The sequence below is a fragment of the Rhodospirillaceae bacterium genome, assembly GCA_028819475.1.
GTDB lineage: Bacteria > Pseudomonadota > Alphaproteobacteria > Bin65 > Bin65 > Bin65.
On the sequence record JAPPLJ010000030.1, the window covers coordinates 347,763 to 372,199 of the forward strand.

The window sequence follows — 24,437 nt, forward strand, 5'->3', positions numbered from 1 at the left end:
GCATCGCCGATGATTTGGGCGGTGCGGCCCTGCCGCCGGTTGCCGGATGGCAGCGGGTCGCCAGATAATCCCGGCCCCACCGCCACGGAACGCCCGACATGAAATTCACCCTGTCCTGGCTCAGGGAGCATCTGGAGACGGATGCGCCGCTGGACGAGATCGCCGCGAAGCTGACCGCCATCGGCCTCGAGGTCGAAAGCGTTGAGGACAAGGCCGCCGAACTCGCCCCCTTCCGGATCGCCCGGGTCGTCGAGGCGCGGCAGCATCCGGACGCCGACCGGCTGAGCGTGTGCATCGTCGATACCGGCGAGGACCGGATCCAGGTGGTGTGCGGCGCGCCGAATGCGAGGACCGGCATGAAGGGCGTGTTTGCCGCGGCCGGCACGCGTATCCCCGGCACCGGGCTGGACCTGAAGAAGGGCGTGATCCGCGGCCAGGAATCGAACGGCATGCTGTGCTCCGAGCGGGAGATGGGCCTGTCCGACGAGCATGAGGGCATCATCGACCTGCCGGACGACGCCCCGGTCGGGGCGCCGTTCGCCGACTGGCTCGGCCTGAACGACCCGGTAATCGAAGTCGCGATCACGCCGAACCGCCAGGATGCGCTGGGCGTCCACGGTATCGCGCGCGACCTCGCCGCCGCCGGTGTCGGGCAGCTTAAGCCCTTCGACGCCGCGCCCGTGCCGGGCACGTTTGACAGCCCGCTGGTCTGGAAGCGCGACCTGCCGGGCGACTATGCCGGCGCCTGCCCCTTCGTCGTCGGCCGGTTCTTCCGCGGCGTGACCAACGGGCCGAGCCCGGACTGGGTGCAGCGGCGCCTGCGGGCGATCGGGCTGCGGCCGATCTCGGCCCTGGTCGATATCACCAACCTGGTGACCCACGACCTGGCCCGGCCCCTGCATGTCTTCGACGCCGACAGGCTGGCCGGCGACCTCACCATGCGGATGGCGCGCGACGGCGAAACGCTCCAGGCGCTCGACGGCAACGAATATTCTCTTATTTCTGAAATGACAGTCATTGCCGACGACCGGGCGGTCCACGCCATCGGTGGCCTGATGGGCGGCGAGGAGACCGGCTGCCAGCCCGGTACGACGAACGTGTTCCTCGAGGTCGCCCTGTTCGACACGCTGCGCACCGCGGCAACCGGCCGGAAGCTCAGTCTGAGTTCGGACGCCCGCTACCGCTTCGAGCGCGGCGTCGATCCGGAATCGGCTCTGTGGGGCGCCGAGGTGGCGGCGCGCCTGATCCTCGAATTCTGCGGCGGCGAGGCGAGCCACGTCTTCAGCGCCGGCGCCGTCCCGGACTGGCCGCGCACCGTGCGCTTCCGGCCGGCGCGGCTGGAGAGTCTGGGCGGCCTCGCCGTGCCCGACGCCCAAATCGAGCGCATCCTCGAAGCGCAGGGCTACACCGTCCGGGAGAAGGCGCCGGTGAACGGCGAGGAGACGTGGACGGTCGCCATCCCCTCCTGGCGCGTCTTCGATATCGACGCCCACGGCGAGGCGGACATCGTCGAGGACGTGCTGCGCGTCTACGGCTACGACCGGATCCCGGCCGTCCCGGTCGTGCCCGAAGGCGTCGCCACGCGCACGGTGACGCCGGACCAGCGCCGCCTGGGCATGGCAAGGCGCGCCCTGGCGGCACGGGGCATGCTGGAGGCCGTTACCTGGTCTTTCATGGACGCCGGCCACGCCGGACTGTTCGGCGGGGCGACCCCGAAGACCACGCTCGAGAATCCGATCACGACCGATCTGGACGTCATGCGGCCGTCGATCCTGCCGAACCTGATCCAGGCGGCGCGCTGGAACGCCGACCGCGGGTCGCCCGATGTTGCGCTGTTCGAGATCGGGCCGCAGTTCGCCGGCAACGAGCCGGAGGACCAGGCCACCGTCGCCGGGGGTTTGCGCGCCGGCGATCGCAACGGCCGCCCGTGGTTCGAGGCGCTGCGCGCCGCCGACCCGTTCGACGCCAAGGCCGATGCGCTGGCGGCGCTGGATGCGGCCGGTGCCCCGGTCGGCAGCCTGCAGACCGCGCCCGAAGCGCCCGGCTGGTACCATCCGGGCCGGTCCGGCGTCCTGAAGCTGGGCAACCGGGTGCTGGCCGCCTTCGGCGAGATGCATCCGCGGGTTCTGCGCGCGCTCGACGCCAAGGGCCCGATGGTCGGCTTCGAGGTCTTTTTCGATGCGCTGCCGCCGCGCAAGGACAAGGGCACCCGGGCGCGCGCCCTGCTCGATCCGCCGCCCTTCCAGCCGGTCGAACGCGATTTCGCCTTCGTGCTGGACCGGTCGACACCGGCCGAGAAGGTGGTCCGGGCGGCGAAGAACGCCGAAAAGGCGCTGGTCGCCGACGTGTCGGTATTCGATGTCTACGAGGGCGCAGGAATCGGCGACGACCGCAAGTCCGTCGCCATCGCCGTGACCCTCCAGCCGAAGGAAAAAACCCTGACCGACGCAGAAATCGACGCCGTGGCCGAGAAAATCGTCGCCGCCGTGCAGAAACAGGCCGGCGGCGAACTGCGCGGTTAGCCGGCCTCCGGGTCGGCTTCCGTCCCGCCCAGCGCATCGGCGAGGCGGGTTGCGGCGCTGCCCGGGCGCAGCGGCCGGGGCTGGCCCTCTGCCGGCGCCCATCCGGTCAGGAAGAGGATGTCGAAGGTGGCGCGCAGCCGGCCGCCCCTGTCGGCGAAGCGGCGCAGATAGACCTCCGCCGCCTCGACCAGGGTGGCGCGGCGGGTAAAGGATTTGCGCCGGGCGCAGACGGCGTTGGTCTCGCCCATCTGGCGCAGGTCGATCATCAGGCCGAAGGCGTGTTCGTAGGTCGCGCCGATCCGCTCGCGGTCGGCCACCGGAAGGGCGAACCCCGCCCGTTGCAGCAGGTCGCCGCCGTCGCGCACGTCGGCAAAGGGCGAGACCCGCGGCGAGACTCCGCCTTCGCCGGCCAGTTCGGCCTCGGCCAGCGCCTCGCGCAGTTCCGCGAGCGCGCCGCCGCCGATCAATGCCGCCAGCAACAGGCCGCCCGGCCGGAGCAGGCGGTTGAGCTGGATCATCGTTCCCGGCAGGTCGTCGACCCAGTGCAGCGACAGCGGCGCGAAGACGAGGTCGAAGCTGCCGTCGGCGAAGGGCAGGCATTCCTCGTCCAGGCACAGGGCGGGAAAGAAACGGTTGGCGGTCCGCGCGGCGGCGGCCATCGCCGGGCTCAGATCGGCCTGCACGACCCGCTGCATCCCGGTCCGCGCAGCAAGCCGCCGCGTCGCGTAACCGCGCCGGCAGCCCAGATAGAGGCAGTCCGCGAAGGGTTCGCGCACCTCCCCCAACCTTTCGAGGAGCCGGGCGGCGACTTCCTCGTGCAGGAATTCCGGGTTGCGCGAACCGGAAAATCCGGACCAGCGGCGGGCCGCCCGGTCGCGGTGCAGGCGGACGGCGCGGCGGTCGAAGATCCGGGCCGGGCCGGTCACGGCGCTATTTCACGACCCGGCGGCCGGCCGGGCAGCGCCAGTCCCTTTGCAGGATATGCAGGACGACCGCCCCGATTCCGGTGTCCGCGGGCCAGGGCTCGCCACTTGGCCGCGACGGGGATTTCAGTTCCGCATCGACACGCTTGCGCAGGTCGACGCTTGCCATGCCGCCGGCCGCCGCACCGGCGGGCGGGCAGAACAGCACCGGGCCGCCGGCGCGGCCGAGCCTCCCGTTGGCCAGCAGCAAGCCGCTGAGGATTCCGCCGAGGCGCACCTCGACCAGACCGGTCGGCGTCGCCCGCACGGTGCGCGTTGCATGGCGCCATTTCTGATAGTCCGCCACCGTGACCGCCCCGGCCGGCTGCGCCACCGCCGCAAGGGCGAAGGCAAGCAGGCCGGCACCCGTCAGGCGGCGGACCGTCACGGATGATCCATCAAAGATAGACCGTGCCGCCGTCGACCATGATCGTCTGGCCGGTCACGAACTTGCTGGCGTCGCCGGCGAGGTAGAGCACGGTGCCGACCAGATCGTCGGTCTCCAGGTTCTTTTGCAGGCTCTGCGAGGCGGCGATCACCTGCATGCCCTTCTCCTTCTTCTCGCCGAAGAATTCGTCCGTCCCTTCGGTCAGCACGGCCGACGGGGCGATCGCGTTCACCCGGATCCAGTCCCGCCCCAACTCGCGCGCCATGGCCCGGGTCATACCGATCACGGCGCCCTTCGAGGTGGAATAGTGCAGCGCGTAGGGCAGGCCGTAGACCGCGGCCAGCGAGGAAATGTTGATGATGCTGCCGCCGCCGCGCTCCCGCATCGAGGGGATCACGGCCCTTGCGCAGTTCCACAGGCCCTTGACGTTGACCGCCATGCAGGCGTCCCAGTCCGCCTCGTCGATCGTCTCGATCCGGCCGCCGGTGAGGGAACCGTAAAGCGCCGCATTGTTCACCAGAATATCTATGCCGCCGAAGCGCTCGCAGGCCAGCGCGGCCATCGCCTCCGCGCTGTCGAAGCTGGCCACGTCGACGCTCGTGCCGACGATCTTGCCGGGGCCATAGGCGGCAGCCACGGTCTCGCCGCAGTCCGCGATGTCGGCGGCGACCACGCTGACACCCATTTCCACCATTTTCTGCGCATAGGCGCGTCCGAGGCCGCGCGCGGCGCCGGTCACAATTGCGGTCTTTCCCGTAAGGTTCATGCTATCATCCGTTCAAGAAGGGCAGCGGCGCGCCGGGAAACCGGTACCGGCAGCGGGATGCGACGCCTGTCGGCATCCTGCCATCCGGCGCATGACTGCGTCAGGTTCGGCGATACTCTAGGGAGGTCGGCAGTCATGAGCAACGCCGAACGGAGCAGCCGCGGCAAGCAGGCGGAAACGGCAGGCGCGAACGCCGAACCGCTGCCCGAGTTGACCGAAGATCCGGCGCCGGGAAAGCCGACCGCCGCGGAAATCCGCCGGGACCGGGAGGCCATCCGGCAGGTCTTCGAATCCGGCGAATACCCGTACCGGCGGAAGATCGGCCGCAAGGACTATGAGAAGCGCAAGGCGGAGTTACAGATCGAACTGCTCAAGGTGCAGGAGTGGGTGCGTGAGACCGGGCAGAAGATCGTCTGCCTGTTCGAGGGCCGGGACGCCGCCGGCAAGGGCGGCACGATCAAGCGGTTTACCGAACATCTCAACCCGCGCGGCGCGCGGGTGGTCGCGCTCGACAAGCCGACCGGGAAAGAGCAGTCCCAGTGGTATTTCCAGCGCTACGTCGCGCATCTCCCTTCGGCCGGGGAAATCGTCCTGTTCGACCGTTCCTGGTACAACCGGGCCGGCGTCGAGCGGGTCATGGGCTTCTGCACCCCCAACGAATATCTCGAATTCATGCGCGAGACGCCCGAATTCGAGCGGATGCTCGTGCGCAGCGGCATCCGCCTGTTCAAATACTGGTTCTCGGTGACCCGGGACGAACAGTTGCGCCGCTTCAAATCGCGCGAGAACGAACCGCTGAAGCAGTGGAAGCTGTCGCCGATCGACCGGAAATCGCTCAACCTGTGGGACGACTACACCGAGGCCAAGGAGGCGATGTATTTCTACACCGATACCGCCGATGCGCCCTGGACCATCATCAAGTCGGACGACAAGAAGCGGGCGCGGCTGAACTGCATGCGGCATTTCCTCAGCAGCCTGCCCTTTCCGGGCAAGGACAGGCGGCTCGTCGGCGAGCCCGATCCCCTGATCGTCGGCGGTACCGCCCACGCTATCGGAGACGGCACCCACATTCTGGGCCGCGCGGTCCATCCCGACCAGCGCCGCGGCGCCAGGCGCAGCCAACGCGGTGACTGACGGCAGCAGCGGCGTATCGCAGGCCGGAAATGCACCCGGCCGGGCGGTCGGCCTTCTGCGCACGGCCGCCCTCCAGGCCGCGGATGCGCTCCTGCCACCGCGCTGCCTGGGCTGCGGCGCGATCGCGCCAAGCGACGGCGCCCTGTGCGGCGCCTGCTGGGGCGGCCTGTCGTTCATCGAGCGGCCCTGGTGCGCCTGTTGCGGACTGCCGTTCGAATTCGACATCGAAGACGGCGCCCTGTGCGGAGGCTGCGCCGCCGGTCCGCCGGCGTTCGATGCGGCGCGGGCCGTGCTGCGCTACGACGATGCGAGTCGGCCGCTGATCCTGTCGTTCAAGCACGGCGACCGGATGCAGGCCGGCCGCCACTTCGGCGGCTGGATGGCGCGGGCCGGGGCGGAACTGGCGCCGCACGCCGATCTGGTCGCGCCGGTGCCGCTGCATTGGCGCCGGCTCGCCGCGCGCCGCTATAACCAGTCCGCCGAACTGGCGCGCGGCGTCGCAGCGGCGGCCGGCATCGGATTGTGCGTCGACCTGCTGCGCCGGACCCGGGCGACGCCGAGCCAGGGCGGCCTCACCCGAAGGGCCCGGCGGCTGAATGTCCGCGGCGCATTCGCGGTCGCGCCGCGCCGGCGGCCCGCGATACGGGATGCGCGCATTCTGCTGGTCGACGATGTTATGACGACCGGCGCCACGGTCGAAGCGGCCGCCCGGACGCTGAAGCGGGCCGGAGCGTCGCGGGTCGACGTTCTGGTGCTGGCCCGGGTCGTCCGCAGCGCGCAGCCGGAATGACCGCCATGCAAACGCGCTCGATTCCGCCGGATCTCCCGCGGAAAACATACGGTGCGGATGCAGTGCCGGATGCGGCGCGGTCATGGGCCGGGAACTGGACACCGCTGCGGCGGCGGTCCATGTAAGCCCGAAACGATACGAACGCAGAAACGATACGAACGCACCGGGGCGCGATGGCAAAGGTAGAAATCTACACGACGATGATGTGCCCGTACTGCGCCCGGGCGCTGTCGCTGCTCAAGCGCAACGGTGCGGACTATACCGAGGTCGACGTCACTTTCCGGCCCAAGGTGCGCCGGGCCATGGCCGAGCGGGCCGGCGCCAAAACCGTGCCGCAGATCTGGATCGACGGCCGGCATATCGGCGGCTGCGACGAACTGCATGCCCTGGACGCGAACGGCCGGCTCGATCCCATGCTGGCCCAGGACGCGCGATGACGGCGAAGGCGGCCGGCGGCGGGAGCGTCAAGGTCGCCTGCCTGCAGGTGACCGCTGAACGCGAGTTCGAGCCGAATATCAGAAAACTCGGCCGGATGATCCGCACCAGCGCGGAGGAAGGCGCGAAGTTCGTCCTGGCGCCGGAAAACGCCACGATGATCGAACCGGTCGCCGCTGCGGCGCTACGCAAGGCGAAGACGGAAGAGGACCATCCGGCATTGCCGGCGCTGACGGAAGCGGCGCGCAAGGCCGGCGTCTGGCTGCTGATCGGCTCGCTCTCGATCAAACTGCCCGGCGGCAAGCTGGCCAACCGCTCCTTCCTGGTCGATGACAGCGGCGCCATCGTGGCGCGCTACGACAAGCTGCATTGCTTCGACGTCAATCTGCGCGAGGACGAGTGGTACCGGGAATCCGATACCATCCAGGCCGGGACGGAGGCCGTTCTCGCACCCTCGCCCTGGGGCCGGATCGGCATGACCGTGTGCTACGACCTGCGCTTTCCCGGCCTGTACCGCGCTCTGGCTCAGGCGGGCGCCGATATCCTGACGGTCCCGTCCGCCTTCACCCGGACGACGGGCCAGGCGCACTGGCACATGCTCCTGCGCGCCCGGGCGATCGAGACCGGCTGTTTCGTCATTGCGCCGGCCCAGTGGGGCAACCATGCGGAAGGGCGAAAGACCTTCGGCCATTCGCTGATCGTGAATCCGTGGGGCGAGGTGATCGCCGACGGCGGCGAAGGCGAAAACCTGGTCTTCGGCACGCTCGACCTGGATCTCGTGGAGAAGAGCCGCCGCCGCATTCCGTCCCTGCACGCCGAGCGTGCGTTCACCGTCAACGATCTGACGGCCCGGCGCAGCGCCGCGGAATAGGCGCCGCTCAGGAGCGCAGGGCGAGACGCGCGGTCATCGCGACGGCGCCGCCATTGTCCAGAGACCACAAGCTGAATTCGTCGCCTTCGCGGAAACCCTTCACCATGAACGGGCCGGTGTCGAAGGTCGGCCGCAGGCCGCGGAACCGGAATTGCGCGACATCGGCGCCGGGCAGGTTGCAGCGCACCAGGTCGACCAGCAGGGTGGCGATCAACGGGCCGTGGACGATCAGGCCGGGGTAGCCTTCGACGCCGGTGACATAGGGATGGTCGTAGTGGATGCGGTGGCCGTTGAAGGTGAGCGCCGAATAGCGGAACAGCATCACGGGGTCCGGCGCAATCTCCCGCTCGATCTCGGCTTTGCCGGGCGGCTCCTGCGGCGGCGGCGCGGCGTTTCCGGCATTCGGGCCGCCGGCCGGCGGCTCCCGGTACACGATGTCCTGCTCCTCGGCGATCGACGGCCCTTCGCTGCCGGAATAGGTGTGCCTGACGGTGACGAAGCCCAGTTTGCCGGTGCGCCCTTCCTTGAAAACGACGTCGGCGATTTCGGACCGCCGGGCGGCACGGTCGCCGACCCGCAGCGGCCGGTCGAACCGGATCCGGCTGCCCGCCCACATGCGCCGCGGATAGGCGATCGGCGGCAGGAACCCGCCCTTTGCCGGATGGCCGTCATGGCCGATATCCGCGGGCTGCGCGGCCGGTGCGAAATAGAGCCAGTGCCAGCAGGGCGGCAGCGGATCGCCCTCCTGCGGCTCCGGGTCGTCGCGGTCCAGCGTCCGGCTCATGCGGAAAACGGATGTCGGGGTGATCGTGTCCGCAACCGTTTCCGTCCGGCCGATCCAGTCGCGCGGGTCAGGGCTGGCTTGCGTCATCCGATGCCTCCTGCGCCTACCGGCCGTCCGGACGCGCCGGCCGGAACAGCGTGACCGTCGTGCGCCGGCCGCGCGAATAGTTCAGGCCGGAAACCGTTGCCACGGCGCGGACCGCGAGTCCCCGCCGGGCCATCGCATCGCGGAACTTCCCGACCCTGTCGTCGCGGATCACGGCCAGCCAGCTTTGCTCCGGCAGGCCGGCGCCGAGGGCCGCTGGCGAGGTCAAGCGCAGGCCGCTGCCCAGGTAGAAGGCCAGGCTCGGCTCGGTATAGCCGCTGGCGAAGAAACGCGTTCCGGCCGGCAGGTCGAGCGCCGCCACCTTGCGGCCGATCTCGCGGCTGATCCAGAGCTGGTTTACCGCGGGCGCCACGGCGGACAGGACCGGCGCGAAAACGAGCGGCGCGGCGAAGGCCGACGCCAGCAGCGCCGCCCTGATCTCACCCCGCCACAGGCGCGGGACCGTGTAGAGGCTCACCGCAACGACCGCCAGGATCGGGACAAGGCCGGCCCAGACGAAGCCGTTTCCCGTCACGATCGGCAGCAGGAACGCCAGGACGGCGAATCCGCCGATCAGCAAAAGCCCGGCGATGTAGAGGGTGCGCGACGCCCAATGCTGCAACCAGCGGAACTCGCCGGCTTCGGCGGCCCGGACCGCCATCGCGATCAGCAGCGCCAGGGCGGGGAAGGTCGGCAGGATATAGTGGGGCAGCTTGGTCGGCGTCAGTTCCAGCACCAGCCAGAAGGGCAGGATCCAGCACAGGCAGAAGCGCACGGCCGCCTCGCGCCGCCAGGTCCAGCTCCAGCGCAGAGCCTGCCAGACGAACAGTGAGGCCGGGGCGAAGGCGATGACAAGGATCAGGGCATAGGCGCCCGGCGGCGCGCCATGCTGTTCCTGGGCGGTGAGCAGCTTGCCGAGAAAATCCCGGCCGCCGGCTTCGCGCAGGAAGGTGTCGTCGGCCAGGATGATGGCGAGATACCAGGGCGCGGCGATCAGCAGGAGCAGCGGCAGGCCGACCGGCGGCCGCAGGCCGCGCCAGAAGCGGGCCTGCCGGTCGGTGACCAGCAGGGCCGCCAGGGTCAGGAACACGACCGCAACGGGGACCGGTCCCTTGATGAGGATACCGACGGCGAGCGCGGCCCAGAACAGGATGGCGATGCGCCAGCCGGTGACCGCGCCGCTGCGCCCGTCGAGATAGATGCGGGCGAGCGCATATTGCGCCGCGACGATGGCGCCGAGCAGGACCGCGTCGGTCTTGGCGGTATGGGCCTCGACGACGAGCACGAAGGAGGACGCCAGCAGCGCCGACGCGAGAAACGCGCCGCGCCGGTCGAGGAACAGCAGGCCGAGGGCGAAGGCGAACAGGACGGCGGCGGTGGCGCCCAGCACCGAGGGCAGCCGGTAGGGCCACAGGGCCGTGCTCTCCGGCGTGCTCAGCAGCTTGACCGAAGCGGCCTGCATCCAGTGAATGCCGGCCGGCTTCTTGTTGCGCGCCTTGTTGAGGAAACGGATGCGGATCGTATCGCCGGTCTGCGCCATCTGGCGCGACGCCTGCATGAATCGGGATTCGTCGCGGTCCATGGCCGGCAGCGAGGCGAGTCCCGGCAGGTAGAGCGCCGCGCACAGCAGCACCAGCCACAACCATGCGCGATACCCGGTGAGCACCCTTTCGGCGTCCTTTCCGCAAACGCCGGCGACCGCCGCCGCAGGGTGACGCCGCGCCCGCCCGCGTGCTAATCGGTCCCCGATCGGGATGGCCGGCTAGGTACGACAATCGTTCCGGACCGTCAAACCGGGGACGGCCGGGCGGGCCGCCGGCCGGAATCCGGAACGGGCGAACGGCCCCGCCGCAGGTCCGGGATCAACCATCGGGAGAAGACACTCGGCGTTCATGTCCGCTCCGGAGCTATCCATCGTCATTCCCGTTTACAACGAGTCCGGCAATATCGCCGGGGTCGTCGGCGAGGTGCGGGCGGCGCTGGACGGACGGGTCGGCTACGAGATCGTGTTCGTCGACGACGGCAGCGACGACGGGACCGCGGCCGAGATCGCCGCGCAGGCCGCGGCGGCGCCCGGCCTCGTGCGGGCGGTGACCCACGTAACGCGCGGCGGCAAGAGCCGGGCGCTCATCAACGGCGCGAAGGCGGCGCGCGGGCCCTTCATGGCGACGATGGACGGCGACGGCCAGGACGACCCCGCCAGCCTGCTGAAGATGTGGGAGACACTCTGCGAAGGCGGCGCGCCGGACCCCCGGCTGCTGGTCTGCGGCTGGCGGCGCGAACGCAAGGACGGTTTCCGGCGAAAACTGGTTTCGCGGATCGCCAACGCGGTCCGCCGCCTGCTGCTCGGCGACGGGACGCCGGATACCGCCTGCGGCCTCAAGCTGATGAACCGGGCGACATTCCTGGAACTACCGCATTTCGAGAACATGCACCGCTTCTTCCCCGCCCTGTTCGCCCGGCGCGGGCATCGGGCGGTTTCGGTGCCGGTGACGCACCGGCCCCGCAATGCCGGCGTCAGCAAATACGGCACCTTCGACCGCCTGTGGGCCGGACTGTGGGACCTGATCGGCGTCATGTGGGTGATGCGCCGGATGCGCTATCCGGACGTTCGGGAGGAAACGGACTGAAGCGCATTCCGGTCGATATGGCGGTTGCCGGAAATCGGCCCCGACGGAACCTGCCCCGACGGAACCCGCTTGCCTTGCGGCCCGTCCGGCGCGACCATGGCGGGCGGCCGAAATCGCCGCGCCGCATCGCGCCATCGGAGGACCATCGATGTTCGTATCGGATATCCTGCGCACCAAGGGCAACGCGATCCATTCCGGCACGCCGGACATGACGGTCGGCCGGGCCGCCAACGAGATGACCGGGCGCAAGATCGGCTCCCTGCTCGTTCTCGACGATAACGCGGGTCTCGCCGGTATTCTTTCGGAGCGGGACATCGTACGCGGCATCGCGACCTTCGGCCCGGAATGCCTCGACGGGCCGGTCTCCCAGCTCATGACCCGCGGGGTCACTACGATCGGACCGGGCGCGACCATCGCCCAGGCCATGGAAATCATGACCCAGGGCCGCTTCCGCCATCTGCCGGTCATGGACGACGGCAGGCTGGCCGGCATGATCTCGATCGGCGACGTCGTCAAATACCGCCTCGCCGAGGCGACGCGGGAGGTCGAGGAAATGCAGAAATACGTCCAGGGGCAATACGACTGACGCCCGTCGCCGCTACGGTCCGCGCCGGCGCCTGCCGTATTTGCCTCGCCCCTTGCGCGGCGTCCGCTTGTCGCCGCCGGGCCGGCCGCCGCTCCGGTCGAGCAGAGCCTTGGCGCGTTGGGCGCGGTTTTCCAGGCTGGCCGACGGGCTGAGGCCCAGGTCTTCGGCTTCGAGCCGGCGCAACTCGTCGCGCAGCCGGGCGGCCTCCTCGAATTCCAGGTTGGCCGCATGCTCCTTCATCCGGGTTTCGAGCTCTTCCAGATAGCCCTTGAGATTGTGGCCGATCATATGCGACTTGCCGGCATCGCCGGTCGAGACCGTCACCCGGTCGCGCTCGTAGACGCTCTCGAGGATGTCGGCGATCTCCTTGCGGATCGATTCCGGCGTGATGCCGTTCTCGGCGTTGAAGGTCTGCTGCTTTTCGCGCCGCCGGTTGGTCTCCTCGATCGCCGCCTTCATCGAGTCCGTTACGGCGTCGGCATAGAGAATGGCGCGGCCGTCGATGTTGCGCGCCGCCCGGCCCATGGTCTGGATCAATGAGGTGCGCGAGCGCAGATAGCCTTCCTTGTCGGCGTCGAGGATGGCGATCAGCGAGACCTCGGGAATGTCCAGCCCCTCGCGCAGCAGGTTGATGCCGACCAGCACGTCGAACACGCCGAGGCGCAGGTCGCGGATGATCTCGATGCGCTCCAGCGTATCGACGTCCGAATGCATGTAGCGGGTCTTGACGCCGGATTCGTGGAGATATTCGGTCAGGTCTTCGGCCATGCGCTTGGTGAGCGTCGTCACCAGCACCCGCTCGCCGCGCCCGGCCCTGTCCTTCGCCTCGTGGATCAGGTCGTCGACCTGGCTCTCGACCGGGCGGATTTCCACGACCGGGTCGGTCAGGCCGGTCGGCCGGATCACCTGATCGGCGAAGACACCGCCGGCCTGCGCCAGTTCCCAGTCGCCGGGCGTTGCCGAGACGAACACGGTCTCCGGCCGCATGTCGTCCCATTCCTCGAACTTGAGCGGCCGGTTGTCGACGCAGGACGGCAGGCGGAAGCCGAACTCGGCGAGCACCGATTTGCGGGCATAGTCGCCCCGGTACATGCCGTGCAGCTGCGGCACGGTGATGTGGCTCTCGTCGATGAAGACGATGGCGTGCTTCGGCAGATACTCGAACAGGGTCGGCGGCGGCTGGCCCGGCGCCCGCCCGGTGAGATAGCGGGAATAGTTCTCGATCCCGTTGCACGAGCCGGTCGCCGCCAGCATCTCCAGGTCGTAGGTCGTGCGCTGTTCGAGGCGCTGGGCTTCGAGCAGTTTGCCCTCGGCGTTCAGTTCGGCCAGCCGCTCCTTCAGCTCGATCTTGATGCCGGCGATCGCCTGGCGCAGCGTCGGCTTGGGCGTCACATAATGGCTGTTGGCGAAGACGACGATATCGTCCAGCGGCTCCATCTTCTCGCCGGTCAGCGGATCGAACTCCCGGATGCTCTCGATCTCGTCGCCGAACAGCGACAGGCGCCAGGCCCGGTCTTCCAGATGGGCCGGGAAGATCTCCACGGTATCGCCGCGCGCCCGGAAGGTGCCGCGGTGGAAATCGGTGTCGTTGCGCTTGTACTGCAGCTCGACCAGCCGCTTGAGGATATCCTGGCGCGAAACCCGGTCGCCCTCCTGGAAGCGCGAGATCATCTCCGAATAGGCCTCGATCGAGCCGATGCCGTAGATGCAGGAGACCGAGGCGACGATGATGACGTCGTCCCGCTCGAGCAGCGACCGGGTCGCCGAATGGCGCATCCGGTTGATCTGCTCGTTGATGCTCGATTCCTTCTCGATATAGGTGTCCGAGCGCGGCACATAGGCCTCGGGCTGGTAATAGTCGTAGTAGCTGACGAAATATTCGACCGCGTTGTTCGGGAAGAAGCCCTTCATCTCGCCGTAGAGCTGGGCGGCCAGCGTCTTGTTCGGCGCCAGGATCAGCGCCGGGCGCTGCATGTTCTGGATGACATGGGCCATGGTGAAGGTCTTGCCCGAGCCGGTGACGCCGAGCAGGACCTGGCTGTGCTCGCCGCCGCGCATGCCTTCGGTCAGTTCGGCGATGGCCTGGGGCTGGTCGCCGGCCGGCCGGAAGCCGGACACCACCTCGACGCGCCGGCCGACGCCGCGCTCGCGCAGCATCGCCAGCCGCTCCGCCTTGAGCGGCGGTTCCTCGAGGGCAAGCGGAAGATCGTCCGGCATGGGCCGACTATATGGCCCGGTGCTGGCGCGCGCCATCGGCAAACGGGCCGGCTGCCCGACCGCGCATTCCCCCACCCGTCATTTCGATCGGAGCGAAGCGAGCGGAGAAATCTTTCCGGCACAGCGCTTCGGACCTTGCGCTCCGGTTGAAAGATTTCTCTGCTTCGCCGGCTGACGCCCGCTCCGGTCGAAATGACGGGAAGGGGAACCGGCCCTCTACCGGTCACTTCCAGCATTCGACGAACGCGGTGAACCGCTTCGCCGGCGCGGCGTGGTCTCCGGCACCGCGTTCGATCCGCAGCGCTTCACGCTGCCGGCTGCGGCTTGTATCGCTCGACGTCGATTTTGTTTTCTGCCTTGCGGGCCTGCACGAGATCGTAGGTGGTCTGCCGACGCAGCCAGAATTCCGCATTCGACCAGCCTGCCTTCTCCAGCCGAATGGCCATTTCCGGAGAGATGGCTGCATGCCCGTTGAGCACCCGCGAGAGAGTGTGACGGGCCACACCCAGTACCTTGGCCGCTTCGGTGACGTTCAGACCGAGCGGTTCCAGGCAGTTCTCCCGGATGCTGCGCCCGGGATGCGGGGGATTGCGCATCGTCATGTTGCCGCCTCCTGTTAGTGGCAATCGACCCTAACGGTAGTCGACCAGGTCGACGTCGTAGACATCGCCGTCTTCGAAGTCCGCGCGTGCGAGGTCGCGTATCTCGTTACGCCGTGAGGAGGGGAATTGCCTGAGGCTGATCGCCGGCCAGACGGAGCCGCCTGCGATCCCCCAACCCGTCATATCGACCGAAGCCGTCCGTCATCCATTCGTCATTTCGACCGAAGCGAACTGCAGGTTCGCGGAGCGGAGAAATCTTTCACCTGCTGTGCTTGGTCAAAAGCCCTGTTCCGGAAAGATTTCTCCACTTCGCGGCTGCGCCGCTCCGGTCGAAATGACGGGGAGGGGCAAAAGGTCGATATGACGGGAAAGGAGGTTCGGCGGCAAACCGCGCTATTTCGGCCGGACGAAGGCGCGGCGTTCGGCCTCGACCTCCGCGCGGAAGGCGCAGCCTTCGAGATGGTCGTTGACCAGCCCCATGGCCTGCATGAAGGCGTAGCAGGTCGTCGGGCCGACGAATTTCCAGCCGCGTTTCTTCAGATCCTTGCTGAGCGCGCGCGACATGTCCGTCTGGGCCAGCCCGGCGAGCGCAGCCCGGTTCAGCCGCTCGGGCCGGTTTTCCAGCGGCGTTTCGTAGCGCCAGAAAAAGGCAGCGAGGGAACCGGCTTCCTGCACCAGCTCGATCGCTCTGACGGCGTTGTTGATCGTCGCCTCGATCTTGCCGCGGTGGCGGATTATGCCGGCGTCGCCCAGCAGCCGCTCGACATCGGTTTCGCCATAACTGGCGACCGTATGGAAGTCGAAGCCGTCGAAGGCGGCGCGGAAATTCTCGCGCTTGCGCAGAATCGTCAGCCAGGACAGGCCGGACTGGAACCCTTCAAGGCAGATCTTCTCGAACAGGCGCCGGTCGTCGGCGACCGGCCGGCCCCATTCCCGGTCGTGATAGTCCCGGTACAGGTCGTCGCCGCCGCACCACCAGCAACGCGCAAGGCCGTCGGCGCCGGTTGTCAGGCCGTCCTGCGCAGTCATCTGTCCTCCGCGCCATTCACCTGCAGCACCGCCGAGGTCAGTGGACGACCCAGCCGCTTTCGCCGGTCGCCGCCGTGTCGCCGCGTGGCGCGCCCAGGTCCGGTTCCTGCGCCGATACCGGTTCGCCGTCGATGACGAGGGCGCCTTTGGCGACCGTTACCCGGACCGTGGTGCCGTCAACGATCCGGCCCTCCAGAAGCCGCGTCGCCAGCGGATCCTGCAGATACTTTTGAATGACCCGCTTGAGCGGTCGGGCGCCGAAGGTCCGATCGTAGCCGGCGTCGCCCAGCCAGATCAGGACGTGCTCGTCGACCTCGATCGCGATATGCCGGTCGGTCAGCAGCTTGCGCAAATGGGCGATCTGTATCTCGACGATCGCCGCCATGTGATCGCGGCTCAGCCGGTTGAACAGCAGGATTTCGTCCAGCCGGTTGAGGAATTCCGGCCGGAAGCTGGCGCGCACGACATCCATCACCTGGCTGCGCGCGTCATCGACGGACCGACCCGGCGCCAGCGCGGCGAGGAATTCGCCGCCCAGGTTGGAGGTCATGACGATCAGGACGTTGCGGAAATCGACCGTCCGGCCCTGGCCGTCGGTCAGCCTGCCGTCGTCCAGCACCTGGAGCAGGACGTTGAAGACGTCCGGGTGCGCCTTCTCGATCTCGTCGAACAGCACGACCTGGTAGGGCCGCCGGCGTACCGCCTCGGTCAGCGCCCCGCCCTCGTCGTAGCCGACATAGCCCGGCGGCGCGCCGATCAGGCGGGAGACGGCGTGCTTTTCCATGTATTCCGACATGTCGATACGCACCATGGCGTGCTCGTCGTCGAACAGGAATTCGGCAAGCGCGCGGGCGAGTTCCGTCTTGCCGACCCCGGTCGGACCGAGGAACAGGAAGTTGGCGACCGGCCGGTTGGGGTCCTGCAGGCCGGCCCGCGCCCGGCGCACGGCGTTGGCGACGGCGGCGACCGCCTCGTCCTGGCCGATGACGCGCCGCTGGATTGCCGCTTCCATCTTGAGCAGCTTCTCGCGCTCGCCTTCGAGCATCCTGTCGACCGGGATGCCGGTCCAGCGCGAGACGACGGCGGCGATGGCCTCGGCGCCGACCTCCTCGTTCAGCATCCGGCTTTCGGCCTCGTCGCGGTCGCGCAGCCGGGCTTCCAGTTCGGGGATACGGCCGTACTTGATCTCGGACGCCCGGGCGAGGTCGCCCGTGCGCTGGGCCTGTTCCAGCTCGATCCGGGCCTGATCCAGCCCTTCCTTGAGCTTCTGCGAATCGGCGATCTTCTCCTTCTCCGCCTGCCAGATCGCCGTCAGGTCGGCGCTTTTCTTTTCCAGTTCCCTGAGTTCGCCGGACAGCTTGTCGAGCCGTTTCCGGGAACCGTCGTCGCTTTCCTTCTTCAGCGCTTCCTGCTCGATCTTGAGCTGGACGATCCGGCGGTCTAGCTCGTCGATCTCGTAGGGCTTGGAATCGACCTCCATGCGCAGGCGCGCCGCCGCCTCGTCCATCAGGTCGATCGCCTTGTCGGGCAGGAAGCGGTCGGCGATGTAGCGGTTGGAGAGCGTCGCGGCGGCGACCAGCGCCGAATCGGCGACGCGCACGCCGTGATGCAACTCGTATTTCTCCTTCAGGCCGCGCAGGATGGAGACGGTATCCTCCACCGTCGGCTCGCCGATGAAGACCGGCTGGAAGCGCCGTGCGAGCGCGGCGTCCTTCTCGATATGCTTGCGGTATTCGTCGAGCGTCGTGGCGCCGACGCAGTGCAGCGCGCCGCGGGCGAGCGCCGGCTTGAGCATGTTCGAGGCATCCATCGAGCCTTCGGCCGCGCCGGCGCCGACCAGCGTGTGCAATTCGTCGATGAACAGGACGATGTCGCCCGCGGCGGCCTCGATTTCCTGGAGCAGCGCTTTCAGCCGTTCCTCGAATTCGCCGCGGAACTTCGAGCCGGCGACCATGGCGCCGAGGTCGAGCGCCATGATCCGCTTGTCGCGCAGGCTTTCCGGCACGTCGCCCTCGACGATGCGCCGCGCGAGGCCTTCGGCGATCGCCGTCTTGCCGACGCCGGGTTCGCCGATCAGCACCGGGTTGTTCTTGGTCCGGCGCGAGAGAACCTGCATCGACCGGCGGATTTCGTCGTCGCGGCCGATGATCGGGTCGAGCTTGCCGTCGCGCGCGTCCTGGGTGAGATCGCGGGCGTATTTCTTCAGGGCGTCATAGGCGTTCTCGGCGGTCGCGCTGTCGGCGGTCCGGCCCTTGCGCATGTCGTCGATCGCCGCGTTCAGCCCCTGCGGGTTGACGCCGGACTCCTTGAGAATGTCTGCGGATTTCGACCCGGCGGCCATGGCGAGCGCCAGCAGGAGCCGCTCGACCGTCACGAAACTGTCGCCGGCCTTCCCGGCCAGCTTGCCGGCACTGTCCAGCACACGGGCGGTCTCCGGCCCGAGATAGATCTGGCCCTGCCCGCCCTGGACCCGGGGCAGCTTGCCGAGCGCAAGATCGGTCGCCTTCAGGGCGCGCGCCGGATCGCCGCCGGCGGCCCGGATCAGGTTTGCCGACAGACCTTCCGGGTCGTCGAGAAGGGCCTTGAGCAAGTGTTCGGAAACGAACTGCTGATGATTTTCCCGGAGCGCGATCGTCTGCGCAGCCTGCACGAAACCGCGCGCACGCTCGGTATAGTTCTCGAAATCCATCGTCTCTTCCTGTGACGCGTCCCCCGGCACGCGGCGGGACAGGCAATAGAACAGGCAGGGCGGGACCCGCTTCGGCAGCATCCCGTGCGCTATGTGGGACGCCCGCCGACGGCACACAAGAGACGGGTGTTGCAAAAATGCCACAGCCGGGAACGCGCGCCGGACCCGTATTGGAATCGCCGCGAACCGGCCGCTACAATCAGTCGATGTTCAGGGAGTTCCGCATGAAGTCTTTGCTGGCACCGGCGCTCGCCGGGCTGCTGTTCCTGGCGTCGGGCGCCGCGGCCCCGGCTCAGTCCCGACTGGTCTTCGATGACACCACCATCGAAGTGGTCACCGCCAAGAAGCGCTACAAATGGCGCGTCCAGCAGGCCATTTCCGCCGCCCAGATGGCCCAGGGCCTGATGTTCCGCAAGACGCTCGACCCGTGGAAAGGCATGCTGTTCGATTTCGGCAGCCCGGTCCTCGCGCGGATATGGATGAAGAATACCGAGATCCCGCTCGACATCCTGTTCATCAGGGCCGACGGTACGATCGAAAGCATCGGCTTCGGCGAGCCCTTCTCGCTCAGGATCGTCCGGTCGGGCGCCCCGGTGCGGGCCGTACTGGAAATCCTGCACGGGACGGCGGAGAAACTCGGCATCCGGCCCGGCGACCGGATCCGCCACGCAATGTTCGGCACACCGCTCAAGAAGCCGCCGAGCTACAAGCCTAAACCGCTGCGCAAGAAGAGCTGACCGCGGCCGTCCGAACAATCCCCCAATCGGAAACCCGACATGAGCGATCTCTGGAAGAAGACCGCGACCGAGACCGTCGCGCTGCTGAAGGCCGGCGCGGTCTCGCCCGCCGAGTTGCTGGACGTGCTGCGCGCGCGCATCGAGGCCGTGGACGGCGCGGTCAACGCCCTGCCGACCCTGTGCCGGGACCGGGCGGAGGCGGCGGCCGGACGGGCGGACCGGCACAGCCTGCTCGCCGGCCTGCCGGTCGCGATCAAGGATCTGGCGCCGGTCAAGGGCGTGCGCACCACCTTCGGCTCGCCGATCTTCGCCGACAACGTGCCGGACCATTCGGACTATGTCGTCGAACGGCTGGAGGAACGCGGCGGCGTGGTCTACGCCAAGTCCAATACGCCGGAATTCGGCGCCGGCGCCAACACCTTCAACCCGGTGTTCGGCGTCACCCGCAACCCGTGGGATACGCGGATGAGCGCGGCCGGCTCCTCGGGCGGCGCTGCCGTCGCGCTCGCCACGGGAACCGCCTGGCTGGCCCACGGCTCCGACCTGGGCGGCAGCCTGCGCACGCCGGCCGGCTTCAATGCAGTCGTCGGCCTGCGGCCCAGCCCCGGCCTGGTGCCGAGCGGGCCGGACCTGCTGACTTTCCAGGACCTGGCCGTCGAAGGGCCGATGGGGCGGACGGTGGCCGACGTCGCGCTTATGCTGGACGCCTTGGCCGGCGCCGACCCGCGCGATCCGCGCAGCTTCGCGCCGCCGGTCTCCTCCTATGTCGAAGCCCTGCGCGAACCCCCGGCAAGCCTGCGCATCGCCTGGTCGCCCGACCTGGGTGTCACGGTCGTCGATCGGGAAATCCAGGCCGTCTGCGCCGAAGCGATAGCCGGCTTCAGCGGCCTTGGCGGGATCGTCGAAGAAGCCTGCCCGGACTTCGCCGGTGCCTACGACTGTTTCCAGACCCTGCGCGCGGCCTTCTTCGCCGGCCGGGCGGCGCCGCTGCTGGCGGCGCATCGCGACAAGCTGAAACCCGACGTCGTCTGGAATATCGAAAAAGGCCTGGCGCTCACCGCCGACGAGATCGGCCGGGCCGAGCGCGAGCGGACGGCGCTTTACCACCGGGTTGCCGCCTTCATGAACGACTACGACATCCTGGCCTGCCCGGTCATGCAGGCCCGGCCCTACCCGGTCGAACGGACCTATGTCGAGGAAATCGACGGCCGGAAGATGGCGAGCTACATCGACTGGATCGCGATCACCTTCTCGATCACGCTGACCGGGCTGCCCGTCGTGTCGCTGCCCTGCGGCTTTACGGAAGACGGGCTGCCCGTCGGTCTGCAGCTCGTCGGCAGGCATCGCGGTGAGGCCGCCCTGCTCGCCGCGGCGGCGCAGCTCGAAGACCTGTTGGGAATCGCATCCCGTGTGCCGATCGATCCGGTCGTCCGGCATTAGCCGCGGCGGCGGGACGCGTGGAATCGGGGTCGCCAACGGGTAATTTGAAAGCGTCGCCATCCGGGCCTTACCGGGCCGGGGCGCTCGTTATATGAATTTGCACATCATCGACACCACCCAACGGAGAGAGGGATTGGCATGACAGTCAGTGTTGGAGACAAAATTCCGTCCACGAAAATCAAGACCATGACGGCCGACGGCATGTCGGAAATCGATACAGGCGACTACTTCGCCGGCAAGAAGGTGGTGATGTTCGCCGTACCGGGGGCCTTCACCCCGACCTGCTCGGCCAAGCACCTGCCCGGTTTCGTCGATAACGCCGCAGAACTGAAGGGCAAGGGCGTCGACGAGATCGCCTGCATTTCCGTCAACGACGCCTTCGTCATGGATGCCTGGGGCAAGTCGCAGAATGCCGCCGACATCACCATGCTGGCCGACGGCAACGGCGACTTCACCAAGGCGATGGGGCTGGAAATGGACGGCTCCGGCTTCGGGCTCGGCACGCGCAGCCAGCGCTATGCCCTGGTCGCGGAGAACGGGACGATCACCACCCTGAATGTCGAACAGCCGGGCGCCTTCGACGTCTCCAGGGCCGAGGCGATTCTCACGGCTTTGTAGTCTTCTCCGGCACCGCCGGATTTTGTAGGGGAGGGTTTGAAACCCTCCCCTACAGCGTTTGCGGCCCCCTGATTCGGCCAAGCCTTTCTTTTCTCTCCATTTTCCATTATGATCGAACGATAAAAAACCAACGCAGAGGGCGCACATGGCCCGACCGCGCAGTTTCGATTCCGGCGCCGTGCTGGACAAGGCCAAGGCCGTTTTCTGGGCGAAAGGCTACGAAGGATCGTCGATCAGCGAACTCGCAGCAGCGACGGGGCTGAAGACCGGCAGCCTGTACAACGCCTTCGGCGACAAGCACGCGCTCTACCTGAAGACCCTCGACCGCTACGGCGAAAAGGAAGTCGCCGCAGCGGTCGCTTGGATCGCGCGGCAGGATTGCCGCGGCGCGGAAGCGGTCGCCGGATTTCTCAAGATGATCGCGGCTCAGGTCGAATCCGGCGCCTACAGCGACGGCTGCTTCCTGTGCAACGCCGCTGCGGACCAGGCGGCGCACGACCCCGTCATCGCCGCCCGGGTCAGCGCCAACATGGCCCCGCTGCGCCAGGTTTTCCTCGACCGGCTGAAGGGCGATCCACGGACGGCCGACGCGGCGGCGATCCTCGCCGATTTTGCGCTCGCCACCTACCTCGGCATGTTCGTCATGATCCGCGGCGGCGCCGACGGCCCGATGATCCGCCGCGCCGTTTCGGTCGCCGGCGCGGCGCTGAGCGTCTGAGCCGCCGAACCGCCGGCGCGTCCTGTAGCGTGCGCGGCAAACGCCGGCTATAGAACGGCGCCATGGACCCGAACTTCGACACAGCGACCAGCACCGCACCGCAACCTGCCGGCGAGGCGGTGCCGATTTCGGTGCTCGACGCCGGCGAACTGGAGGCCTGGCTCGCCGGCCGGGAGCCGCGCATTCGCGCCTGGGTCGACTCGTCCGGTTTCGAGGTGAAGGCCGGCGCCGTCTGCCCGGTCCCCGGCGCGGCCGGCAATGTGGAGCGCATCCTGTGCGGCCGCGACGCGGACACGCCGGACATCTGGCGCATCGCGGCGCTGCCGGAGCGGCTGCCCCCCGGCGACTACGCGCTCGACTCCGGCGCCGACCCGGCGCAGGCCGCGCTGGGCTGGATACTCGGCGCCTACCGGTTCGACCGCTACAAGACGACGGAGACGAAGGCGCGGCCGGTCCTGGGACTGCCGGAAGGTATCGACCGCGAACGGCTGATCGCGACCGTCGAGGCGGTGTTCCTGGCGCGCGACCTGATCAACACGCCGGCCGAGGACATGAAACCGAGCGATCTGGCCGCCGCCGCCGAAACGGTCGCCGGGCGGCACGGCGCCGAATTCCGCGTCACGGTCGGCGACGACCTGCTGGAGCGGAACTATCCGGCGATCCACGCCGTCGGCCGGGCCGCCGCAGACGCGCCCCGCCTGATCGACATGGCCTGGGGCGATCCGGACCGGCCGAAGGTCACGCTGGTCGGCAAGGGCGTGTGTTTCGACAGCGGCGGCCTGGGCATCAAGCCGGCGTCCGGCATGAAGCTGATGAAGAAGGACATGGGCGGCGCGGCGACGGTCCTGGGCCTCGCCGGCATGATCATGGCGATGAAACTGCCGGTGCGCCTGCGCCTGCTGATCCCGGCGGTCGAGAACGCGATTGCCGGCAACGCCTACCGGCCGATGGACGTGATCCGCACGCGCAGCGGCACGACGGTCGAGATCGGCCACACCGATGCGGAAGGCCGGGTCATCCTGAGCGACGCCCTGGCCGACGCGGCGGGCGAGGAGCCGGACCTTCTGCTCGACGTCGCCACGCTGACCGGCGCGGCCCGGGTGGCGCTGGGGACCGAACTGCCGGCGCTGTTCTGCAACGACGACGCGCTGGCCGGGGATATCCTCGTGCAGGCCGAAGCCGCGGACGACCCGCTGTGGCGCCTGCCGCTGTGGCCGGGCTACCGCAAGCGCATCGAGGGCGACGCTGGCGACATCACCAACGCGCCGGAAGGCCCGTTCGGCGGCGCGATCACCGCCGCCCTGTTCCTGGAACGGTTCGTCGACGGTGCGGCCCGTTGGGCGCACATCGACACGATGGGCTGGAACATGACCGCCCGGCCTGGCCGGCCCAAGGGCGGCGAGGCGCTCGCCCTGCGCGCCCTGTTCGCCGCGATCGAAGCGCGCTACGGCTGACGGGCCGGCGGCCCCTCAATAGCCCCGCGCAGGGTCGACGATGTTGTTCGGCGGCTCGCCGCGCATCGCCCGGCGGTAGTTTTCCGCGACCTCGGCCGCTGCAGTCGTCGGATTGGTGATGCCGGCATTGTGCGGCGTGATGCGGATCTTCGGGTGGCGCCAGAAGGGATGGTCCCCGGGCAGCGGCTCCTCCCGGAACACGTCCAGCTTGGCGAATCCGAGCTTGCCCGAATCCAGCGCCGCGATCAGGTCGGCGTCGACGACATGGCCGCCGCGCGCCGCGTTGATAATGCCGCCGCCGAAGGGCATCAGATCGAAGGCCCTTGCATCGAGAATGCCCTCCGTCTCCGCGGTCAGCGGCAGCAGGCAGACGACGATCTCCGAGCGCTGCAGGAAGCCGGCGAACCCCTCCGCGCCGTGGAAGCCGACGACGCCCGGAAGGTCCTTGGGCGTCCGGCTCCAGCCGGCGACGTCGAATCCCAGATGTTTCAGCTTTGCGGCGGTATCGGCGCCGATCGCGCCGACGCCCATGATGCCGACCCGGCGCGTGCTCGCGGCCGGATAGGAGACCGGGTTCCAGCGCCGTGCCGCCTGGTCCCGGTCGTAGCGGTCGGCGTCGCGGTGATAATGCAGCACGCTGTGCACGCAATATTCGCTCATCCGCGCCACGAGGTCGGGATCGACCAGGCGCGCCACCGGGACGCCCTCGGGCAGGTCGTCGTGCCTGAAGATATGGTCGACGCCCATGCCCAGGGACTGGATCAGCTTCAAATTCGGCAGGCCGGCGAGCAGGCCTGGCGGCGGATCCCAGACCAGCGCGGCGGTAATGTCCGCAGCGTCGCCCAGTTCGTCCGGATACAGCCGCACCTCGATCCCGCCCGGCTGCGCGATCAGCATTTCGCGCCATTTGCCGAAATAGGGGTCCATGTCGCCCCAGGAGGAGGCCAGGAGCAAAGTCATCGTCGCGCCGTCCTTCTTCGT

The 24,437-nt window shown here is 68.5% G+C and carries 23 protein-coding genes; 12 read left to right on the top strand and 11 right to left on the bottom strand.

What is annotated here, in order from left to right; translation table 11 throughout:
* Positions 1–98 precede the first annotated feature (98 nt).
* The gene (gene pheT / locus OXM58_09245; GenBank protein ID MDE0148547.1) at positions 99–2,522 is read left to right on the top strand and encodes a phenylalanine--tRNA ligase subunit beta; all 2,424 of its coding nucleotides are present in this window, start codon (positions 99–101) and stop codon (positions 2,520–2,522) included.
* Here pheT and OXM58_09250 read toward each other — a convergent pair.
* The 3 genes from OXM58_09250 to OXM58_09260 are packed head-to-tail and all read right to left on the bottom strand — an operon-like array spanning position 2,519 to position 4,638.
* A complete protein-coding gene (locus tag OXM58_09250) occupies positions 2,519–3,448 on the bottom strand; it encodes a methyltransferase domain-containing protein (protein MDE0148548.1) in 930 nt (309 codons plus the stop codon). The two genes, pheT and OXM58_09250, sit on opposite strands and share 4 nt — an antisense overlap.
* Before the next feature lie 4 nt (positions 3,449–3,452).
* A complete protein-coding gene (locus OXM58_09255; protein ID MDE0148549.1) occupies positions 3,453–3,872 on the bottom strand; it encodes a hypothetical protein in 420 nt (139 codons plus the stop codon).
* Positions 3,873–3,882: 10 nt separating this feature from the next.
* On the bottom strand, positions 3,883–4,638 hold the full coding sequence (locus tag OXM58_09260; protein MDE0148550.1) for a glucose 1-dehydrogenase: 756 nt from the start codon (positions 4,636–4,638) through the stop codon (positions 3,883–3,885).
* A 135-nt stretch (positions 4,639–4,773) separates the two neighbouring features.
* Here OXM58_09260 and ppk2 point away from each other — a divergent pair, with 135 nt between their 5' ends.
* From ppk2 to OXM58_09280, 4 genes are all read left to right on the top strand, one after another.
* Positions 4,774–5,772: a polyphosphate kinase 2 gene (gene ppk2 / locus OXM58_09265; GenBank protein ID MDE0148551.1), complete on the top strand. Its 999-nt coding sequence runs from the start codon at positions 4,774–4,776 to the stop codon at positions 5,770–5,772.
* Positions 5,765–6,562 carry a ComF family protein gene (locus OXM58_09270; protein ID MDE0148552.1) on the top strand — a complete coding sequence of 266 codons (798 nt, stop codon included), beginning with the start codon at positions 5,765–5,767 and terminating at the stop codon, positions 6,560–6,562. The genes ppk2 and OXM58_09270 overlap by 8 nt, the downstream gene beginning before the upstream one ends.
* Positions 6,563–6,735: 173 nt before the next feature.
* Positions 6,736–6,999, top strand: a complete 264-nt coding sequence (grxC, locus tag OXM58_09275; protein MDE0148553.1) for a glutaredoxin 3 — start codon at positions 6,736–6,738, stop codon at positions 6,997–6,999.
* On the top strand, positions 6,996–7,868 hold the full coding sequence (locus OXM58_09280; protein ID MDE0148554.1) for a carbon-nitrogen hydrolase family protein: 873 nt from the start codon (positions 6,996–6,998) through the stop codon (positions 7,866–7,868). Before grxC ends, OXM58_09280 begins: the two co-directional genes overlap by 4 nt.
* Positions 7,869–7,875: 7 nt before the next feature.
* Here OXM58_09280 and OXM58_09285 read toward each other — a convergent pair whose 3' ends face one another.
* Together OXM58_09285 and OXM58_09290 are read right to left on the bottom strand one after the other, a co-directional pair.
* On the bottom strand, positions 7,876–8,739 hold the full coding sequence (locus OXM58_09285; protein ID MDE0148555.1) for a MaoC family dehydratase N-terminal domain-containing protein: 864 nt from the start codon (positions 8,737–8,739) through the stop codon (positions 7,876–7,878).
* Between the two features lie 16 nt (positions 8,740–8,755).
* On the bottom strand, positions 8,756–10,402 hold the full coding sequence (locus tag OXM58_09290) for a glycosyltransferase family 39 protein (protein MDE0148556.1): 1,647 nt from the start codon (positions 10,400–10,402) through the stop codon (positions 8,756–8,758).
* Positions 10,403–10,628: 226 nt separating this feature from the next.
* Between OXM58_09290 and OXM58_09295 the strand changes: the two genes are divergently transcribed.
* Together OXM58_09295 and OXM58_09300 are read left to right on the top strand one after the other, a co-directional pair.
* Positions 10,629–11,366 (top strand): glycosyltransferase family 2 protein, encoded by a 738-nt coding sequence (locus OXM58_09295; GenBank protein MDE0148557.1) that lies wholly within the window; start codon positions 10,629–10,631, stop codon positions 11,364–11,366.
* Between the two features lie 148 nt (positions 11,367–11,514).
* Positions 11,515–11,952 carry a CBS domain-containing protein gene (locus OXM58_09300; protein MDE0148558.1) on the top strand — a complete coding sequence of 146 codons (438 nt, stop codon included), beginning with the start codon at positions 11,515–11,517 and terminating at the stop codon, positions 11,950–11,952.
* A 12-nt stretch (positions 11,953–11,964) separates the two neighbouring features.
* Here OXM58_09300 and uvrB read toward each other — a convergent pair whose 3' ends face one another.
* From uvrB to clpB, 5 genes are all read right to left on the bottom strand, one after another.
* Positions 11,965–14,109, bottom strand: coding sequence for an excinuclease ABC subunit UvrB (gene uvrB, locus OXM58_09305; protein MDE0148559.1), 2,145 nt, complete (start codon positions 14,107–14,109; stop codon positions 11,965–11,967).
* A gap of 365 nt (positions 14,110–14,474) precedes the next feature.
* On the bottom strand, positions 14,475–14,771 hold the full coding sequence (locus tag OXM58_09310; GenBank protein ID MDE0148560.1) for a HigA family addiction module antitoxin: 297 nt from the start codon (positions 14,769–14,771) through the stop codon (positions 14,475–14,477).
* A 30-nt stretch (positions 14,772–14,801) separates the two neighbouring features.
* The gene (locus OXM58_09315; GenBank protein MDE0148561.1) at positions 14,802–14,954 is read right to left on the bottom strand and encodes a hypothetical protein; all 153 of its coding nucleotides are present in this window, start codon (positions 14,952–14,954) and stop codon (positions 14,802–14,804) included.
* A 210-nt stretch (positions 14,955–15,164) separates the two neighbouring features.
* The gene (locus OXM58_09320) at positions 15,165–15,800 is read right to left on the bottom strand and encodes a DNA-3-methyladenine glycosylase I (protein ID MDE0148562.1); all 636 of its coding nucleotides are present in this window, start codon (positions 15,798–15,800) and stop codon (positions 15,165–15,167) included.
* A gap of 37 nt (positions 15,801–15,837) precedes the next feature.
* Positions 15,838–18,489, bottom strand: a complete 2,652-nt coding sequence (clpB, locus tag OXM58_09325) for an ATP-dependent chaperone ClpB (GenBank protein ID MDE0148563.1) — start codon at positions 18,487–18,489, stop codon at positions 15,838–15,840.
* A gap of 224 nt (positions 18,490–18,713) precedes the next feature.
* Here clpB and OXM58_09330 point away from each other — a divergent pair, with 224 nt between their 5' ends.
* From OXM58_09330 to OXM58_09350, 5 genes are all read left to right on the top strand, one after another.
* A complete protein-coding gene (locus tag OXM58_09330) occupies positions 18,714–19,226 on the top strand; it encodes a DUF192 domain-containing protein (protein MDE0148564.1) in 513 nt (170 codons plus the stop codon).
* 39 nt (positions 19,227–19,265) lie between these two features.
* Positions 19,266–20,666 (top strand): amidase family protein, encoded by a 1,401-nt coding sequence (locus tag OXM58_09335; GenBank protein MDE0148565.1) that lies wholly within the window; start codon positions 19,266–19,268, stop codon positions 20,664–20,666.
* Between the two features lie 138 nt (positions 20,667–20,804).
* Entirely contained in the window at positions 20,805–21,284 is a 480-nt protein-coding gene (locus OXM58_09340; GenBank protein MDE0148566.1) for a peroxiredoxin, read from the top strand.
* Between the two features lie 145 nt (positions 21,285–21,429).
* Positions 21,430–22,002, top strand: a complete 573-nt coding sequence (locus OXM58_09345; protein MDE0148567.1) for a TetR/AcrR family transcriptional regulator — start codon at positions 21,430–21,432, stop codon at positions 22,000–22,002.
* Between the two features lie 62 nt (positions 22,003–22,064).
* Positions 22,065–23,456: a leucyl aminopeptidase family protein gene (locus tag OXM58_09350; GenBank protein ID MDE0148568.1), complete on the top strand. Its 1,392-nt coding sequence runs from the start codon at positions 22,065–22,067 to the stop codon at positions 23,454–23,456.
* A gap of 15 nt (positions 23,457–23,471) precedes the next feature.
* On the opposite strand, the gene OXM58_09355 is transcribed toward OXM58_09350, so the two are convergent.
* The gene (locus tag OXM58_09355) at positions 23,472–24,416 is read right to left on the bottom strand and encodes a glyoxylate/hydroxypyruvate reductase A (protein MDE0148569.1); all 945 of its coding nucleotides are present in this window, start codon (positions 24,414–24,416) and stop codon (positions 23,472–23,474) included.
* Positions 24,417–24,437: the final 21 nt, after the last annotated feature.

Bases quoted from the DNA above. Each gene is read 5' to 3' on its own strand.
- pheT (MDE0148547.1), top strand. From the start codon at position 99: ATGAAATTCACCCTGTCCTGGCTCAGGGAGCATCTGGAGACGGATGCG.
- OXM58_09260 (MDE0148550.1), bottom strand. From the start codon at position 4,638: ATGAACCTTACGGGAAAGACCGCAATTGTGACCGGCGCCGCGCGCGGC.
- ppk2 (MDE0148551.1), top strand. From the start codon at position 4,774: ATGAGCAACGCCGAACGGAGCAGCCGCGGCAAGCAGGCGGAAACGGCA.
- grxC (MDE0148553.1), top strand. From the start codon at position 6,736: ATGGCAAAGGTAGAAATCTACACGACGATGATGTGCCCGTACTGCGCC.
- OXM58_09280 (MDE0148554.1), top strand. From the start codon at position 6,996: ATGACGGCGAAGGCGGCCGGCGGCGGGAGCGTCAAGGTCGCCTGCCTG.
- OXM58_09285 (MDE0148555.1), bottom strand. From the start codon at position 8,739: ATGACGCAAGCCAGCCCTGACCCGCGCGACTGGATCGGCCGGACGGAA.
- OXM58_09295 (MDE0148557.1), top strand. From the start codon at position 10,629: ATGTCCGCTCCGGAGCTATCCATCGTCATTCCCGTTTACAACGAGTCC.
- OXM58_09300 (MDE0148558.1), top strand. From the start codon at position 11,515: ATGTTCGTATCGGATATCCTGCGCACCAAGGGCAACGCGATCCATTCC.
- uvrB (MDE0148559.1), bottom strand. From the start codon at position 14,109: ATGCTGCGCGAGCGCGGCGTCGGCCGGCGCGTCGAGGTGGTGTCCGGC.
- OXM58_09310 (MDE0148560.1), bottom strand. From the start codon at position 14,771: ATGACGATGCGCAATCCCCCGCATCCCGGGCGCAGCATCCGGGAGAAC.
- OXM58_09315 (MDE0148561.1), bottom strand. From the start codon at position 14,954: ATGACGGGTTGGGGGATCGCAGGCGGCTCCGTCTGGCCGGCGATCAGC.
- OXM58_09320 (MDE0148562.1), bottom strand. From the start codon at position 15,800: ATGACTGCGCAGGACGGCCTGACAACCGGCGCCGACGGCCTTGCGCGT.
- clpB (MDE0148563.1), bottom strand. From the start codon at position 18,489: ATGGATTTCGAGAACTATACCGAGCGTGCGCGCGGTTTCGTGCAGGCT.
- OXM58_09330 (MDE0148564.1), top strand. From the start codon at position 18,714: ATGAAGTCTTTGCTGGCACCGGCGCTCGCCGGGCTGCTGTTCCTGGCG.
- OXM58_09335 (MDE0148565.1), top strand. From the start codon at position 19,266: ATGAGCGATCTCTGGAAGAAGACCGCGACCGAGACCGTCGCGCTGCTG.
- OXM58_09340 (MDE0148566.1), top strand. From the start codon at position 20,805: ATGACAGTCAGTGTTGGAGACAAAATTCCGTCCACGAAAATCAAGACC.
- OXM58_09345 (MDE0148567.1), top strand. From the start codon at position 21,430: ATGGCCCGACCGCGCAGTTTCGATTCCGGCGCCGTGCTGGACAAGGCC.
- OXM58_09350 (MDE0148568.1), top strand. From the start codon at position 22,065: ATGGACCCGAACTTCGACACAGCGACCAGCACCGCACCGCAACCTGCC.
- OXM58_09355 (MDE0148569.1), bottom strand. From the start codon at position 24,416: ATGACTTTGCTCCTGGCCTCCTCCTGGGGCGACATGGACCCCTATTTC.